The sequence below is a fragment of the Streptomyces palmae genome (genome assembly GCF_004684805.1).
Taxonomy (GTDB): domain Bacteria; phylum Actinomycetota; class Actinomycetes; order Streptomycetales; family Streptomycetaceae; genus Streptomyces; species Streptomyces palmae.
The window spans coordinates 1-13453 of record NZ_SRID01000180.1; the positions used below are offsets into that span (position 1 = coordinate 1).

General features: G+C 69.7%; 18 protein-coding genes, 1 tRNA gene and 1 pseudogene. 13 read left to right on the plus strand and 7 right to left on the minus strand.

The genetic code is table 11. From position 1 onward, the window contains the following. Nucleotides 1-97 precede the first annotated feature (97 nt). The 3 genes from E4099_RS18885 to E4099_RS18895 all read left to right on the plus strand — a co-directional run bounded on the left by E4099_RS18885 (nt 98) and on the right by E4099_RS18895 (nt 1021). A tRNA-Gly gene (locus E4099_RS18885) sits at nt 98-171 on the plus strand. Between the two features lie 236 nt (nt 172-407). Further along, entirely contained in the window at nt 408-761 is a 354-nt protein-coding gene (locus tag E4099_RS18890) for a hypothetical protein (RefSeq protein WP_135340276.1), read from the plus strand. After that, nucleotides 758-1021, plus strand: coding sequence for a hypothetical protein (locus E4099_RS18895; RefSeq protein ID WP_059146466.1), 264 nt, complete (start codon nt 758-760; stop codon nt 1019-1021). Before E4099_RS18890 ends, E4099_RS18895 begins: the two co-directional genes overlap by 4 nt. A gap of 376 nt (nt 1022-1397) precedes the next feature. On the opposite strand, the gene E4099_RS18900 is transcribed toward E4099_RS18895, so the two are convergent. Together E4099_RS18900 and E4099_RS18905 are read right to left on the minus strand one after the other, a co-directional pair. Beyond that, nucleotides 1398-1817, minus strand: a complete 420-nt coding sequence (locus tag E4099_RS18900; RefSeq protein ID WP_135340277.1) for an SRPBCC family protein — start codon at nt 1815-1817, stop codon at nt 1398-1400. A gap of 39 nt (nt 1818-1856) precedes the next feature. Beyond that, a complete protein-coding gene (locus E4099_RS18905) occupies nt 1857-2219 on the minus strand; it encodes a VOC family protein (protein ID WP_135340278.1) in 363 nt (120 codons plus the stop codon). Nucleotides 2220-2346: 127 nt separating this feature from the next. Here E4099_RS18905 and E4099_RS18910 point away from each other — a divergent pair, with 127 nt between their 5' ends. Continuing rightward, entirely contained in the window at nt 2347-3234 is an 888-nt protein-coding gene (locus E4099_RS18910) for a helix-turn-helix domain-containing protein (protein WP_135340279.1), read from the plus strand. A gap of 275 nt (nt 3235-3509) precedes the next feature. Here E4099_RS18910 and E4099_RS18915 read toward each other — a convergent pair whose 3' ends face one another. Continuing rightward, a complete protein-coding gene (locus tag E4099_RS18915; RefSeq protein ID WP_135340280.1) occupies nt 3510-3725 on the minus strand; it encodes a DUF6243 family protein in 216 nt (71 codons plus the stop codon). A 619-nt stretch (nt 3726-4344) separates the two neighbouring features. Between E4099_RS18915 and E4099_RS18920 the strand changes: the two genes are divergently transcribed. The 4 genes from E4099_RS18920 to E4099_RS18940 all read left to right on the plus strand — a co-directional run bounded on the left by E4099_RS18920 (nt 4345) and on the right by E4099_RS18940 (nt 6749). After that, on the plus strand, nt 4345-4548 hold the full coding sequence (locus E4099_RS18920; RefSeq protein ID WP_028799214.1) for a cold-shock protein: 204 nt from the start codon (nt 4345-4347) through the stop codon (nt 4546-4548). Between the two features lie 232 nt (nt 4549-4780). Beyond that, a complete protein-coding gene (locus E4099_RS18925; protein WP_386389038.1) occupies nt 4781-5065 on the plus strand; it encodes a hypothetical protein in 285 nt (94 codons plus the stop codon). 216 nt (nt 5066-5281) lie between these two features. Beyond that, nucleotides 5282-5599 carry an SCO5918 family protein gene (locus E4099_RS18935; protein WP_135340281.1) on the plus strand — a complete coding sequence of 106 codons (318 nt, stop codon included), beginning with the start codon at nt 5282-5284 and terminating at the stop codon, nt 5597-5599. A 799-nt stretch (nt 5600-6398) separates the two neighbouring features. Further along, nucleotides 6399-6749: a helix-turn-helix domain-containing protein gene (locus E4099_RS18940; RefSeq protein ID WP_135340282.1), complete on the plus strand. Its 351-nt coding sequence runs from the start codon at nt 6399-6401 to the stop codon at nt 6747-6749. A gap of 69 nt (nt 6750-6818) precedes the next feature. On the opposite strand, the pseudogene E4099_RS34290 reads toward E4099_RS18940, so the two are convergent. Then, nucleotides 6819-7067, minus strand: a pseudogene (locus E4099_RS34290) (DUF5994 family protein); the annotation flags it as partial. Between the two features lie 404 nt (nt 7068-7471). Continuing rightward, a complete protein-coding gene (locus tag E4099_RS18950) occupies nt 7472-8086 on the minus strand; it encodes a TetR/AcrR family transcriptional regulator (RefSeq protein ID WP_135340283.1) in 615 nt (204 codons plus the stop codon). A gap of 107 nt (nt 8087-8193) precedes the next feature. Between E4099_RS18950 and E4099_RS18955 the strand changes: the two genes are divergently transcribed. Continuing rightward, a complete protein-coding gene (locus E4099_RS18955; protein WP_135340284.1) occupies nt 8194-8763 on the plus strand; it encodes an ester cyclase in 570 nt (189 codons plus the stop codon). Between the two features lie 106 nt (nt 8764-8869). Here the strand turns inward: E4099_RS18955 and E4099_RS18960 are convergent, their stop codons facing one another. Next, nucleotides 8870-9520: a CGNR zinc finger domain-containing protein gene (locus E4099_RS18960; protein ID WP_135340285.1), complete on the minus strand. Its 651-nt coding sequence runs from the start codon at nt 9518-9520 to the stop codon at nt 8870-8872. A 96-nt stretch (nt 9521-9616) separates the two neighbouring features. Between E4099_RS18960 and E4099_RS18965 the strand changes: the two genes are divergently transcribed. The 4 genes from E4099_RS18965 (at nt 9617) to E4099_RS18980 (ending at nt 12734) form a co-directional block, all read left to right on the plus strand. Then, entirely contained in the window at nt 9617-10531 is a 915-nt protein-coding gene (locus E4099_RS18965; protein ID WP_135340286.1) for an arginase family protein, read from the plus strand. Next, complete coding sequence (locus E4099_RS18970; RefSeq protein WP_135340287.1) at nt 10528-11037, plus strand: hypothetical protein; 510 nt, start codon at nt 10528-10530, stop codon at nt 11035-11037. The genes E4099_RS18965 and E4099_RS18970 overlap by 4 nt, the downstream gene beginning before the upstream one ends. Before the next feature lie 338 nt (nt 11038-11375). Next, complete coding sequence (locus E4099_RS18975) at nt 11376-12311, plus strand: ADP-ribosylglycohydrolase family protein (RefSeq protein ID WP_386389036.1); 936 nt, start codon at nt 11376-11378, stop codon at nt 12309-12311. 93 nt (nt 12312-12404) lie between these two features. Next, nucleotides 12405-12734: a deoxyxylulose-5-phosphate synthase gene (locus E4099_RS18980; RefSeq protein ID WP_135340289.1), complete on the plus strand. Its 330-nt coding sequence runs from the start codon at nt 12405-12407 to the stop codon at nt 12732-12734. Nucleotides 12735-12834: 100 nt separating this feature from the next. On the opposite strand, the gene E4099_RS18985 is transcribed toward E4099_RS18980, so the two are convergent. Next, nucleotides 12835-13299 carry a hypothetical protein gene (locus E4099_RS18985; protein WP_135340290.1) on the minus strand — a complete coding sequence of 155 codons (465 nt, stop codon included), beginning with the start codon at nt 13297-13299 and terminating at the stop codon, nt 12835-12837. Nucleotides 13300-13453 lie beyond the last annotated feature (154 nt).

Below are 13453 nucleotides of genomic sequence, written 5' to 3' on the forward strand. Positions count from 1 at the left end.
CACTGTACCTCATCCCCGACCCCGCGACGCATGCGTCCGGGGTCGGGGATGAGGTACAGTGGGCGACGGCGAGGCGGAGCAAGATCGTCGCCTCTTCGCGGGTGTAGTTTAATGGTAGAACATGAGCTTCCCAAGCTCAGAGCGCGAGTTCGATTCTCGTCACCCGCTCCAGTACAAAGCCCCAGGCCACCAGCCCGGGGCTTCTTCATTTCCAGGATTCACTGGCGTCTCCGGCGACTCGCGATGACGCGCCAAGACCAGCACAACGCGACGACACGTGGCCACAGCGATCGAGACACGTCAGGTGTTGCGCGGCGGATGAGGCACGGGCGTAGGCTCGGCCCAGGGTCCGCAACAACGGCCAGGCTCACGATGATCACGCAGACTGCCGCCCAGGAGACGTTCCGATGACCGAGCAGCCCTCCGCCCCCGACGGGCCCCTGATCCCCATGCCGGCACTCACCCCGGCCGCGCTCCGCGCAGCGATCGCCCAGATCGCCCCCGCCCAGTTGCCTTCCTTCATCGAGCACCTCGACCGCGCGGTCGAACAAGCCGCCGCTCAGAGCACTATCGCTCCACTGCGCACCTTCCTGCTGTGGTGGGGAGAGTTCGTTGCCATCCAGCGCTACCCCGCACGAGCGGCGCGCCTGCGTGAACTGGAAGCCGTAGCGGAAGAGACAACGGACCGCGAGGCCCTGCGGTCCGCACTCGCCGAGATGCGACAGATCACAGACCTGGCGCAGCGCGAGATCACCACGTGAGCGATAACTGGACCTGGGACTACGACCCCGATGCCGAGCATGTCGTGGGCGGTCTGCCTCACGAGGTCGTGGCCGAGGTAGAGCGCCTGGCTGAGCAACTGACGGTCCTGGGCCGCGATGCGGTCGACGTCGGTCGCGGAAACCCGCATGGCGGAGGTTTGCGGACACAGGACATTTTCGGAGGGCGGGGCTTCTTCATGTTCATGGCCCTGGAGCGGCTCGAACTCGTTGTGATCACCCGCGTCACATGGCTCGGCTGATCAGCGACCAAGGCGCCCGCCTGCATGCGATCGGCCCGCTTGGCTGCGGCAGGGTGAGCCAGGATGGGCACTTCAGGAGGCCGCCTGAGCAGCCGCGTAGCGTCCCCCGCCGCACCAGAAGCGCACCAGATACGGCGGTAAACAGCGGTCAATGACGAGTACTGCCGCAGGCCCATCAGCCCACCGTCTGCACTCGTTTCCGCTGATCAGAGGAATGATCAGCGCCGGTCGCCCGGTGATTCCCAAGCTCAGAGCGCGAGTTCGATTCTCGTCACCCGCTCTTGCATGAAGGCCCAGGTCAGCGACCTGGGCCTTCATCGTGCCCAGACCTCTCTAAGCGTCTTGCACCACCCCTGCACCACCTGCCCCGAGGTTCCTACCTGCCCGCCCGGCCCGGGGCAACCTTCAGCGTCTCCCGCATGATGCGCGAGCCCTGCTCAGCCATCTCGCTGATGGGGGCGGCGAGTTCATCCGGCGACACGTCGGTCGTCCAGACGAACCGGCTGCGCCCTTCGGCGTCGGCGAGGACCTGCATCGAGGCGTGATGATGCTTCGGCGCCATCGAACCGCCGACCACCGCGTAGGCCACCCGGCGGGCCGCATCGTCGATGTCGACGATCAGCTCGTGCGCGACCACACCGTTCGCGAAGGTCACGATCCTGGTGTCCGCCTCCATGCGGGTGTCCGTGACGAAGCCCGGCACCAGACGCTGGTGCACGGCTCCGACCTCTCGCAGGGCCTCCCAGACGTTTTCCGGGGAGTTGTCGATCAGGAATTCCTTGTGGATGTGAGCCATGTGCCCTTCTCCTGTCAGGGGACGTGTCAGGGGGACGTGTCAGGCGCCGGCGACGAGGCAGAACGGATGCCCCTCGGGATCGGTGAGGACGACCCACTGGTCCTTGCCGGGCTGGAACTCGGGCCTCGACGCTCCGAGAGCGAGGACCCGGCCGGCCGCCTCCTCCAGGTCGGTGACCATGAGGTCGAGGTGGGCGTGCTTGGCATCGTCGGGCCAGCGCGGGGCCCGGTAGCCCTCGATGCGTACGAACGCCAGGCCGGGCTGCTCCCCGGAGGACAGGGAGGCGTAGTCCTCGCCGATGGAGGTGATCTCCCATCCGGTGACCTTGCTGTAGAACTCGGCGAGCCGGACCGGGTCCCCACAATCGATGACCACGGTGCTGAGGTGCGCGAGAACGGACATGACGGAGACTCCTTGAGTGCGGTACGGGATGACGTGCGACGCCGCTCAGCTTGCTCGCCATGTCCCGTCCCGGTCTTGAACATCCTTGCGGCGGGCCGGTGTCAGACCCCCCGCGTAGCGTCGAAGAGTGCTCACCACCACCGCCCTCGCCACCCGGCCCGACTTCCGCATCACCGCCGTGAGCTGCCGGGACGACCACACCCGCTGGTCGCAGACGGAGGTGCGCGAGGACTACCGGGTGGTCATCGTGCGGCGCGGCCGGTTCCGCAGGCAGGTGGCCGGCGCCCCGGTCGAGATCGACCCGACGACGGCCTATCTCGGCGCGCCGGGTGAGGAGGAGCGCTTCGCACACCCGGCCGCCGGGGGCGACGAGTGCACCTCGATCAGCCTGACGCCCACGCTGTGGCAGGCCGTGGCCGGTGAGGACGCCCGCCCGGCCCGACAGAGCGTGTACGTGGACGCCCGCCTCGACCTGGCCCACCGCCGCATCCTCGCGTCCGCCCGCACGGGCGACGTGGACCACGCGGTGACCGAGGAACTCCTCCGGCTGCTCTCCGCCACCGTCGGACAGGTCGTCGACGGAGCCGTCCCGACCAGGGTGCGCCCCGGCCGGGACGAGGGGCCGCTTGTCGCCGCGGCCCGGCGGGCGATCGGCGAGGCCCACCCCGCTTCCGAGGGACTGGTGCCGCTCGCGGAGCTCCTCGGCGTCTCGCCCTACCGTCTGAGCCGCGCCTTCACCCGCGAGCTGGGAGTCTCTCTGACCCGCTATCGCAACCGGGTCCGTGTCAGCCACGCCCTCGACCGTCTGGACGCGGGCGAGGAAAGCCTCGCCGCCCTCGCCGCCGACCTGGGCTTCTCCGACCAGGCCCACCTCACCCGGACCATGCGCCACTACCTCGGTCACACACCCACGGCACTGCGGCGGCTCCTCGCCCCCGGGCAACCTGAGGGGGACACAGCAGGAGGACAGCGGGCCCTCGACCAGGGCCCGGCACATGCCGCTACGTGCCAGTAGGGACGGCGAACAGCGGTCGAGAAGGGAGAGGCGAACCACCTCGCCACGAGACCCATAGCGAACGTTTCACCAGCTCAGACCCTATGCGGCTCCCTCAAGCGCCGGGTGATTGCCAAGCTTGTGGCGCGGGTTCGATTCCCGTCATCCGCTCGCGCGAGGAGGCCCAGGTCAGCGACCTGGGCCTCCTTCACCGTCCCGGCTTCTTCGGACCCGCGTGCCAGGGCTGCTGAACCTACGGCTGCCCCGATGCGCTGCCGTCCTGCGGCGGTGGTGCGTCAGCTCTGTGCGGTGTCGTCGCCCGTCTGCCCGGCACCCTCGGCTGTGCCTACCTTCTCGCGCATCTTGCGCACCAGCTCCGCCTTCCGCTCGGCGGCACCCTGGCGGTCGAGGTTGCGGTGCGGACCGTTGTTCTGCCTTTCGGCGCGGGACAGCCTCTTGCGCCGGCCGCCGCCCTGGCCCACGGGGTTGTTGATGTTCTTGCTGTCGGTCACGAGTTCTCCCGGTAGTGATGTGAAGTGATCTAAGGATTCATCGGTGTGGACGGGCGGCGACGTCGAAGGACGTCAGCAGGGGCCCATCACGCTCTCACTCGTAAGTCGGCGTCTGGAAGAACATGACAAAGACGTTACCCGGTTCCGCCGGCCCCGCTCACCAGGCTTTCGCCGCCCCGGCTGTCCGACCACAGTCCCTTGCTCGTCTAGGCCTTTCGTTGCGCTAGCGGGCCACTCGCGCACCACTTGAGTGGTGCGCCGAGTCCAGTCCCGGCGCGTCCGCTGCCGTGCCATCCGCTGACGACAGTGGCAGCGGCACGTCTCCCGTCGACGGAGGTCACGGGGCCGCGGGCGGACGCGCATGGCAGAAAAGGCCGCACCCACGGGGATCAATATCTGTTCCCGTGAAATGAGAAATAGGCACAGGGTCCCGGGAATATTCATCGACCGTCGACCGGAGTGAAATTATCGACCGTGCAGGGCCGATCGCATCGTGCTACGGTCGATCTCAGTTGCAGGTGTGGTTGCCAGTAGGTTCATTTCCGACAGGGTGATCATCACGGCGACACGGAATTCACACAGGGTGAATTCCTGACACCGTCTCCCAAGGAGAAATGACATGGCTACTGGCACCGTGAAGTGGTTCAACGCGGAAAAGGGCTTCGGCTTCATCGAGCAGGACGGCGGCGGCGCCGACGTCTTCGCCCACTACTCGAACATCGCTACCCAGGGCTTCCGCGAGCTGCTGGAAGGCCAGAAGGTGTCGTTCGACATCGCGCAGGGCCAGAAGGGCCCGACGGCCGAGAACATCGTTCCCGCCTGACACCGGCGCTGACGCTTACTTCGCAGCTGGGGCCCGCACCTCTGGGGTGCGGGCCCCAGCTCGCTCCTTTCAGGGTGCGCGGCGGGAAGGCTCCACCTCGCCTCCGACCGGTTAAACGTTCCCCGTCGGCACGACTCAGCCCACTTCGCATTCGGCTCGTCTCGATGATTCTCTGCGCCGCTCATCTGCTGCGGGAATTCCTTGCCACGTGCCTCGTCAAGGAAGGTTCCGTATGAAGCGTGGCCAGACAACCCACACGTATGACCGCTCCGGAGGAGGCGCCGGCGCCAACGGCTCCGGTGGTCCGCGCCGTTCCATGGGCCACGGGAATCGTCAGGCCGGATGGGCCGTGCGGGGCGAGTTCGCGCCGCCGAAGACGATCACGCCCGCGTTGCCCGCCGTCGGGTCGTTCGCCGACCTCGCCATGCCCGCACGGCTGTTGGCCGCGCTCGGCCGCGAAGGCGCCGTGTCGATCATCTCGTCCTCTGCGGCGGGGACGACCAGAGCACTGGCCTGATCACCCTGGCCCGGCTCGCCGTTCTCCGCGACAGCCCCGGCTACACGGGCCGGATTCGTCTACAGGACGTCCCCGGCGGACCGTTCACCTCGCCCGGTGCTCGGCTCGGCGCCGTCGGTGAGTACGGCCCGGACCCCGATCGTCCTCACCCTCGCCCGCTGATCCACCTCGCCCAGTCCAGCCTGTCCTCCTTCGTCTTCTTCTCTGTGAGGCGTCATGCGCTGTGTCATCGCCCGGTATCCGTTCGAGCTGACCAGGAGCGGGGTGCTGGCCTCGATGAAGGGTGTCAGGCCCGAGCTCGTCACAGGTGAGTCCGTGACCATCGGCCGCCGCCGCTACCCGGTCCAGCAAGTAGGCCAGGTCATCACCCGACAGGACCGCCGTGACTTCACCAGCGGCGAAGTCGTTCGGGCCATGACCCGCCTCGGCTTCACCTGCCACGACGAATGCGAGACCGCTCCGGTAGATGTCCCCACTCCGCTCCGAACCGCATCGGCGCTGCTCGGGGGCGCCGCCTCCCCAGAGGTGTGGTGACAGGCGGAAAACCGCCACCAGGGACCCGGTGAGGGCCCCCGCCGACGCGCGTCGGCGGGGGCCCTCACCGCCGTTTCGCCGCCTCGCCGTCTCCGCCGTCCGTACGAAGGCTCCTGGCCGGACGCGGAGGGGAAGCAGCTCTCGCTGCCCGCGGTGGCCGAGGGGAACGCGGTCCTTGGGGACCGCTGGCACACGCGGCCTTCTCGCCGCCACGACGACTTGTTCCACCCGTTATCGCGGGCCACAGGATGCCTGCGACCTGCGAACACCAAAAACTACTCTTGTCAGAGTAGACATTGGGTCCCGGCATGGTTAGTCTTTGTCTCGTTGACACGGTCAAGTGAGACCCGGCAGACACGAACTGGCGGGTAGCAGTACCTGAAGTTCGCAGGTCAGTGCGGCTCTGGAGCTCCGAAGCCAAGGTGTTCGCAGAATGGCGACGGGGCTGAGAGCCGCACTGGGCAGCCCGCTGGTCGAGGGGCCGCCATCAGCATCACCGACGCAGTACCGCAGTACCCGCTTCACCCAGTGGTTGGTTCAGAGAGGAAGGACGGAGGAGCAGACGCCATCAGGATCGCCCGGCCCGGGAAGCTCTCGGTCCGGGTACCGCAAGACCCCGGATTGGATGGTGGTCCCCGGTCACGCAGCCGCGATCCCCGCACCCCTCCCCTCACGGGCCGGGTAGCGGAAACAGAAGGTCGGCACAGCATTAGGGCCGACAGATGGTGTTGAATTTCCTTCGGGGCCCTGGTGCCGTACGGCACCAGGGCCCCTCGACGCGTTTGCACAGCGAGGTGACATGGCAGCAGACACTCCACTCAGCGATCGTCTTGACGACGACGACTACCCGGCATACACCATGGGCCGGGCCGCCGAAATGCTCGGCACGACCCCCGCCTTCCTCCGAGCCATCGGCGAGGCTCGTCTGATCACTCCGCTGCGCTCGGAAGGCGGACATCGCCGGTACTCCCGCTACCAACTGCGGATCGCCGCTCGCGCCCGCGAGCTCGTCGACAGGGGAACCCCGATCGAGGCTGCTTGCCGCATCGTCATCCTTGAGGACCAGCTTGAGGAAGCTCAGCGCATCAACGCCGAGTACCGCCGTGCCGCGCAGGAAGCGGCCGACGGTTCCCGTCCCGGTTCGAGCTGATCACATGGGCGCGGGCGGTCGGCTCGTGCCCCGGACGGACATGGGTCACAGGGGTGGCTAGGGCCAGGCCCCTTCAGGGGCACTCGCGTCCAGTCCGACGCGGGTGATCGGGCCGGGATGCCGGCTAGCCGCGGTGACCAGACTGGGGGGTTCGGCGGCCATGTCGCCGCATCGCGGCCACCACGCACCATCGAGGATCCCCTCGCGAAGCCGTGTCGTCTCCAGCCTCAGAAGAGCCGCCCCGGGCTTCACTGCCTCGTGGATCCCGTACCCCGGTGCGTACACACCGGGGCTGTGACGCGGCCTGAGTGCCCTCACGTCCAGGGCGTCCAGCTTGGGGCGCCGTCCGGGAAGGACGGTGCCACCGTCACCGCGCATCGCCGGGCGATCGCGCCCAGCGACGACTTCCCGCGGGCTGGAATCCGCCCACTCCGCTTCCGCGCCGGCGCTCGCTGGGCCGCGCGGCGAATCCCTGGCCCGATCGGGCATCCCGGGCACCCAGACCGTCGACCGCGCGCCCCCACGATCAGAGGCTCCGCGCACGCTCGTACTCTCCGTGCCACCTCCGTGCCAACAGGACAGTGATCAGACTTCCACCTCGCGGTAGGCCGGCCAGGGGGTACGTCGGCGGTGGCGCCCGTTCGCCCAGCTCTCCGGCTTCGTGGCCGCGGGCCAGGCCCCTACGGAGCCGCGGCCCGCGTATCGACCGGATCCACCAGGGATCACGGCGTCCGCAGGGTGGCGAGGGCGGTGCGGAGGAGGAACGCTTCGGCGCGGTCCCAGGGCCAGCCGTTCTCGGCGACCAGGGTGCGCCAGCCGCCCGGGCCGAACCAGAACCACAGGAGGTCCGCCGTCTCCTCTTCCGGGCAGGCGGGCGGTGCCAGGGTGTGCAGATGGCGCGCGGCGGTGCGGAGGGCGGCGCGGTAGTCGGCGGTGGCACGCTCCCACAGGGCCTCGCCGTCCTCGTGTGACGGCAGTGCCTTGTGGATCGCCTCATGCACGGTGAACATGCCCTCGTTCCCCACCCGGGTGCCGTGGGCCAGCGCCCTGAGCGCGGACTCCGGGTCCCGCTCGGCCAGCACGGCGCGCATCGCCTGCTCGTAGCCGGAGGCCCGTACCGCCGTGTCGACGATCTCGTTGAGGATGTCGCCCTTGCTGCCGGCGCTCGCGAAGACGGCCTTCGAGGAGACCCCCGCCTCGGCCGCGATGTCCGCGACGGTCACCCGCCCGTAGCCGCGTTCGGCGAACAGCCGGGTCGCCGACTGGAGGATCTCCGCACGCGTCTGGGCGGCGGCCTGCTCCCTCCGGGGTGAGACGTACTTGCGTTTGGTCGGCATGGGGCCAGCCTAGCCATGGAAACGATGGACCTATTCAATAGGTTGTGTATAACCTGAATATTGACCAGGGCGACTACCCGCCCCATGCGCGAGAGGAACCGAACCCGATGGGAATGTCAGCCAAGGACGCGGCCCGCGGACTCTTCACGGTCCTGGCGACCGGGGACGCGGCGCTGGCCGCGGCGGTCGTGCACCAGGACTTCGTCAACCGCGAGGCAGTCGTCTCCCCCACCGCCTGCTCACTCCCCGGGCCCGCGGGCGTACTCGCGTCGGGCGCGTGGCTGCGCTCCGCCTTCACCGACCTGAGCTTCCCCGCCACCGATCTGGCCCACGAGGGCGACCAGGTGTGGATACGGCTGCACATGCGGGGTCGGCACACCGGCCCCTTCGTCCGCTACCGCGACGGCGTACTCGACCAGGCGATCCCGCCCACCGGGGCCGAGATCGACTCCGAGCAGGTCCATCTGCTGCAGCTGCGGGACGGAAAGATCGTCCGACACGAGGCGACCCGCGACGACGTCACCCTGCTCGGGCAGCTCGGCGTCTTTCCGCCCGGCCCCACCGTCCAACTCATCCAGGACTGGCACGCGACCGGACGTGCCGCCCGCGCGGCCACCGCCATCGCGGAGGCCGCCGAGCGGGCAGCGGCAACCGCCCGCGAGCACACGCCCGGCTGAGCCCGGTGTTCAGCGCTCGCGCGGATGGGCAGCGGGGCCGGGGCAGGGGGCGGGCTCCCCCGGGACTGCGGCGCCGGGCGGGGTTACCGGGAGGGCTCGGCCGCCCCTACCGCCGGCCCGAGCCCGTGTCTTCTCCTCGCTTCCGCTGGTAGTGGGTGCGGCCTTTGGCGGAGTTGCCGCAGGTGGCCATGTCGCACCAGCGGCGGCGGCCACCCCGGGAGCTGTCGATGAACACCCAGCCGCAGCGCTGACCCGGGCAGACACGGGTGCGTTCCAGCGGCAGCGCCCGAAGCAGGTCGAACGCCTGCAGGGCGAGTTCGTGGTGGAGGTACTCAAGCCCCGAGGTCTCGACACCGACCTGGAGTCGCGGCACGATCCCTCGGACGGTGAGTCGCGCACTGGCGACCGCCTGCTTCCAGTGGCCCTCCACCCGGCCGACCGCCTCCGCCGAAGCCGGAGCGCCCTGGTCGACCAGTGCCGTGACCAGCTCGTGCAGAGCCTCGCGCAGCTCGCGGGTGCGGGCCAGGGCCGACTCGGCCCCGGCGGGCTCGGACTCGGCCAGTCGCCGCAGGGCCGTGAGGTCGGCGGGGGCGAAGTGACCGGTGAGGCCGGCCCATTCCAGCAGCCGCGGGTAGCCGTCGAGCCAGTCGATCGGCCCCGCGTCACGCGCCGTGACGGTGTTCAGCAGGTCGATGACGAGGTGCCCGCCGACCAGGTCACGCGGCCTGAAGGTGTGGGGCTGGATGGTTCCCGTCACGCATGCCCGCCTTTCCAGAGCTTGCCTCCATCAATCCAACCAGTGTACTGATGTTATCCGGTTGGATTGCCTCTCGGTCGATAGGAGACGCCGCTCATGGCCGCTGCCGTCGAGCTCATCACGGCCCCCTGGAATCTCGGCCTGCGACCGCCCGCGCCGGGACACGAGCCCGGGACGTGGCGGGCTCCGCAAGCGCTGCTGTCGGCGGGGATGGAAGCCCGTCTGCGGCCGGCCCGGGTGGTGGAACTCGACCGCCCGCCCTACGCGTTCGACGCGCAGCCGGCGACCCGCATCCGCAACGGGGTGTCCATCCGCGAGCACGCCCTGCGGCTCGGTGAGGCGGTCCAGACCGCGCTCGCCGCCTCCCGGTTCGCGGTCGTACTGGGCGGTGACTGCAGCATCCTGCTGGGATGCCTGCTGGGGGCCCGGCGCCACGGACGCTGCGGACTGGTCCACCTCGACGGGCACAGCGACTTCCGGCACCCCGGCAACCACGACGCCGGTTCGACCCTCGGCACGGCGGCCGGCATGGATCTGGCCCTGGCCACCGGCCGCGGTGAACTGCTGCTCACCCACTGGCCCGTGGTGGGCCGGCCCCTGGTCGCCGACGAGGACGTGGTCCAGATCGGTGACCGGGAGGAGGGCGAGGAGACACCCCCGGTCACCCGGTTCACCGCCCGAGAGATCGCTCGGACCGGCATCGCCGATCTGAGCGAGCGGGTCATCCGCCACCTGGAACGGCGCGATCTGGACCGCGTCTGGCTCCACCTGGACCTCGACGTGCTCGACGAACGCGTCCTGCCCGCGGTGGACTCCCCGGGCCGCCCCGGCCTGGACTTCACCCAGCTCACCGAACTCGTCTCGAACCTGGTCGGCACCGGCCGGGTGGTAGGGCTCGACGTCGCCATCTACGACCCGGAACTCGACCCGGACGGCACGTACGCCGCGCCCATCGTCGACTCCCTCGCCTCCGCCCTGACCCCGCTCGCGACCATGGAGACGCACGCATGAAGACGCTGCTCGCCGACGGCCCCAGCACCCTGTACGCGACCGAGATGGAGCAGTTCGGGCGCCTGACCGGGCACTGGGCCACCCAGATCACCCACTACCCCGCCGACGGGTCGCCGGCCCGCCGGGTCAGCGGCGAGTGGGAGTTCGGCTACGCGCTGGAGGGCAGAGCGGTCCTGGACGTCTGGCAGTGGCCCGGGCGCGAGGACCTCCCCGCCGAGGGGCGCGCTCCGGACCAGGAGTGCGGCCTGTGTGTGCGCATCTGGGACCCGCGCCTGCAACTGTGGCGGTTCACCTTCCACGGCACGGCCCACGGCGACCCGGTGCACATGTACGCCCGTCAGATCGACGACGAGATCGTCATGGAACGCGCCGCCGGCGGCGACCTCGTCCGCTGGACCTTCGCCGACATCACCGCCGACACCTTCCACTGGCGCAACGAACGGTCGACCGACGGCGGACACACCTGGCGGCTCGACCAGGAAGTCAGCGCCCGCCGCCTACGGTGAGAGCCCTCGCCGCGACGCGCATGCCCTCTGCCGACCCAGCCAGCCATGGTCGAGGCGTTCGAGCCGACCGCGGACATGTGTCAGGAGGAGACCTTTCCCCGCCCAAGTGAGGTGGCACGGGCTTCATGCGTACATCACCGCGTGCCGAGCGCGCTGCCGTACTGGAACGGCTGCCGCTTCTGCCATGACGTCGAGCGGTGATCAGCCGTGTCGGGCGGCGGTTGGCCGGCGCACCGGCCCCCATCGCCCGTTCATTCGGCGACCCCATCGGTCGAGTTGGGAAAGCCGGCGGCGAGGGTTGCATGGATGGATTTCGTTACGCTGCCCGGGTGAGCCGGATGGAGCGGGCTGTTGGGGCGGTCGTCGGATCGGCCGCGGGCGATGCGCTGGGCGCCCCGTTCGAGTTCGGGCTCCCCGGAGCCTTCTCCGCCCGGTTTCCGGAACCTGGCCTCGGAAGCGAGATGTGCGGGGGAGGCGGCTGGGAGGCCGGCGAGGCGACCGACGACACGCAAATGGCCCTGCACGTCGGTGAATCACTGCTGGAGCGGCACGGGCTGGACCTACCGGACATCTTCGCCCGTTTCCAACGGTGGGCAGCCGCCGGCCCCAAGGACATCGGACTGCAGACGGAGGACGTCCTCGCCAACGGCGAGCCCTGGAACCTCGCCTCGGCGGCTCACTACAAGGTGAACCACCACGCGGCCGGAAACGGGGCGCTCATGCGTGCCACCACCTCCGCGGTGTACTTCGCCGACCAGGGACGGCAGGCCACCATGGACGCCGCCCGCCGGATCGCCGCGCTGACCCACGGCGACCGCGCGGCTTGGGAGGGCACCGCCATCCACCACGAACTCCTGCGCGTCGCGTTGGACGGCGGAGACCCGCTCGCCGCTCTCCCGGAGGTGCTCGCGCACGTGCACCCCGACCACCGTGAGCGGTACGCCAACGTCCTCGCCCCGCGATGGACGCCGGACCACGCCACCGAGTTCAACGGTGCGGTCTGGCCGTGCCTCGCTTCCGCCGTTTGGGCCCTGCGCACGACCTCCTCCTACGAGGATGCCGTGCGCGCGGCCGTGGACCTCGGAGGCGACACCGATACCGTCGCCGCGGTCACCGGGGGCCTCGCCGGAGCGGTCTATGGAATGGACGCCATTCCCACCCGCTGGACGCAGCCGCTGCACGTTCCCCTGCCGGGTGCCGGCGACCGGGTACTACGTGTGCCGGAACTGATCGACCTCGCCCAACGCCTGGCCCGCCCGGCGGCCCGTGGTTGAAGGCCGGCAGTGGCACCCGGGCCATCGGTGAAGGCCCTCAACCGGCGCCGTAATCTCGTCGCATTCCTCGCGAGTGGTGCCTAACCTGGCCGCATGCCCCCTGCGAAGACTTCGTACGTCTGCCTGCCCTGCCGAGGCTCCTACAAGCAGCCCTACGTCGGGGAATGGCAGCGGATCTGTCCACGGTGCGCCGAGCCGCTGGTCCATGTGGGGTCCGCCTTCGCCGCGCCTCCGCGTCGGGACACGGCGGCTTGGCGGACACTCTCCGTCCTGCTGAACGCCGGCGTCCGCTTCCACAAGGGCTGCTGCGGCGGCCCAGGATATCGGCCGCGCACCCTGCGCGAGGTACGCGAGCGGATGACGTACGCGCGCCGGACCGGTGAACCGTTCGCGAAGGCGCTCACCCGTTTCGACATTCCGTGATGGAGCGCGTCAACGTGGCGAGATGCGGGGTGCCGGTTCTTCCGGTTCGTCAGTACCAGCCTCGGTCGCATAGAGCAGCCCCGTCTCGGCTTCCCGTCGTTCACACCGTGAAGGCGAGGAGGTCGACGGAGGCGGTGTCCGCGTTCTCGTAGACGATGGTGATCTGCACCGCGGCCGCCCTCGCGCCCGCCGGTGGGGTCTGGATGTCCAGGTCCATGTCGCACTCGCAGGAGGAGAAGCGCGACAGATCGTGCTTGCGGCTTCCGGGGAAGGACGTGTCGAGCCACTCGGTGACGGCGGCGCGCGGCATCCGGAAGGAGCCGCGCATCTGCACGTCCAGAGCGCTGCGCTCGGTGCAGTGCTCGTCCGTCCGTTCCTCGGGCAGCTTGCCGCCGGCGAAGGACGCCACCTTCGAGCACGGCACCTCGCTGGTGTTGTCCAAGGGGTCGCCCAGGACGAAGGCCGCGATGAACCACAGCGCACCTGCCACGATCACGGCGGTGGGCCCGAGGACCAGCCACTTCCACAGCGGGCTCTCGGGCCTCGGCCCGTCTTCTGAGGCCATCCGGCTGCTCCTTCGCCTCGCTGCTCACCCTGTGCCCCTGGGCTCTCAGACGCACCGGGGCCCGGTCCCGGTTCTCGTACGGGATGGGGAGAGGGAGGCGGTCGGCGCGCCGGTTCGGGGAGCGGTGACCTGGTGGGAGGGTGGGTGGGGGTCC

Coding starts and splice junctions, on each gene's coding strand:
- E4099_RS18890 (WP_135340276.1), top strand. CDS start 408: ATGACCGAGCAGCCCTCCGCCCCCGACGGGCCCCTGATCCCCATGCCG.
- E4099_RS18900 (WP_135340277.1), bottom strand. CDS start 1,817: ATGGCTCACATCCACAAGGAATTCCTGATCGACAACTCCCCGGAAAAC.
- E4099_RS18905 (WP_135340278.1), bottom strand. CDS start 2,219: ATGTCCGTTCTCGCGCACCTCAGCACCGTGGTCATCGATTGTGGGGAC.
- E4099_RS18920 (WP_028799214.1), top strand. CDS start 4,345: ATGGCTACTGGCACCGTGAAGTGGTTCAACGCGGAAAAGGGCTTCGGC.
- E4099_RS18925 (WP_386389038.1), top strand. CDS start 4,781: ATGAAGCGTGGCCAGACAACCCACACGTATGACCGCTCCGGAGGAGGC.
- E4099_RS18935 (WP_135340281.1), top strand. CDS start 5,282: ATGCGCTGTGTCATCGCCCGGTATCCGTTCGAGCTGACCAGGAGCGGG.
- E4099_RS18940 (WP_135340282.1), top strand. CDS start 6,399: ATGGCAGCAGACACTCCACTCAGCGATCGTCTTGACGACGACGACTAC.
- E4099_RS18950 (WP_135340283.1), bottom strand. CDS start 8,086: ATGCCGACCAAACGCAAGTACGTCTCACCCCGGAGGGAGCAGGCCGCC.
- E4099_RS18955 (WP_135340284.1), top strand. CDS start 8,194: ATGGGAATGTCAGCCAAGGACGCGGCCCGCGGACTCTTCACGGTCCTG.
- E4099_RS18965 (WP_135340286.1), top strand. CDS start 9,617: ATGGCCGCTGCCGTCGAGCTCATCACGGCCCCCTGGAATCTCGGCCTG.
- E4099_RS18970 (WP_135340287.1), top strand. CDS start 10,528: ATGAAGACGCTGCTCGCCGACGGCCCCAGCACCCTGTACGCGACCGAG.
- E4099_RS18975 (WP_386389036.1), top strand. CDS start 11,376: ATGGAGCGGGCTGTTGGGGCGGTCGTCGGATCGGCCGCGGGCGATGCG.
- E4099_RS18980 (WP_135340289.1), top strand. CDS start 12,405: ATGCCCCCTGCGAAGACTTCGTACGTCTGCCTGCCCTGCCGAGGCTCC.
- E4099_RS18985 (WP_135340290.1), bottom strand. CDS start 13,299: ATGGCCTCAGAAGACGGGCCGAGGCCCGAGAGCCCGCTGTGGAAGTGG.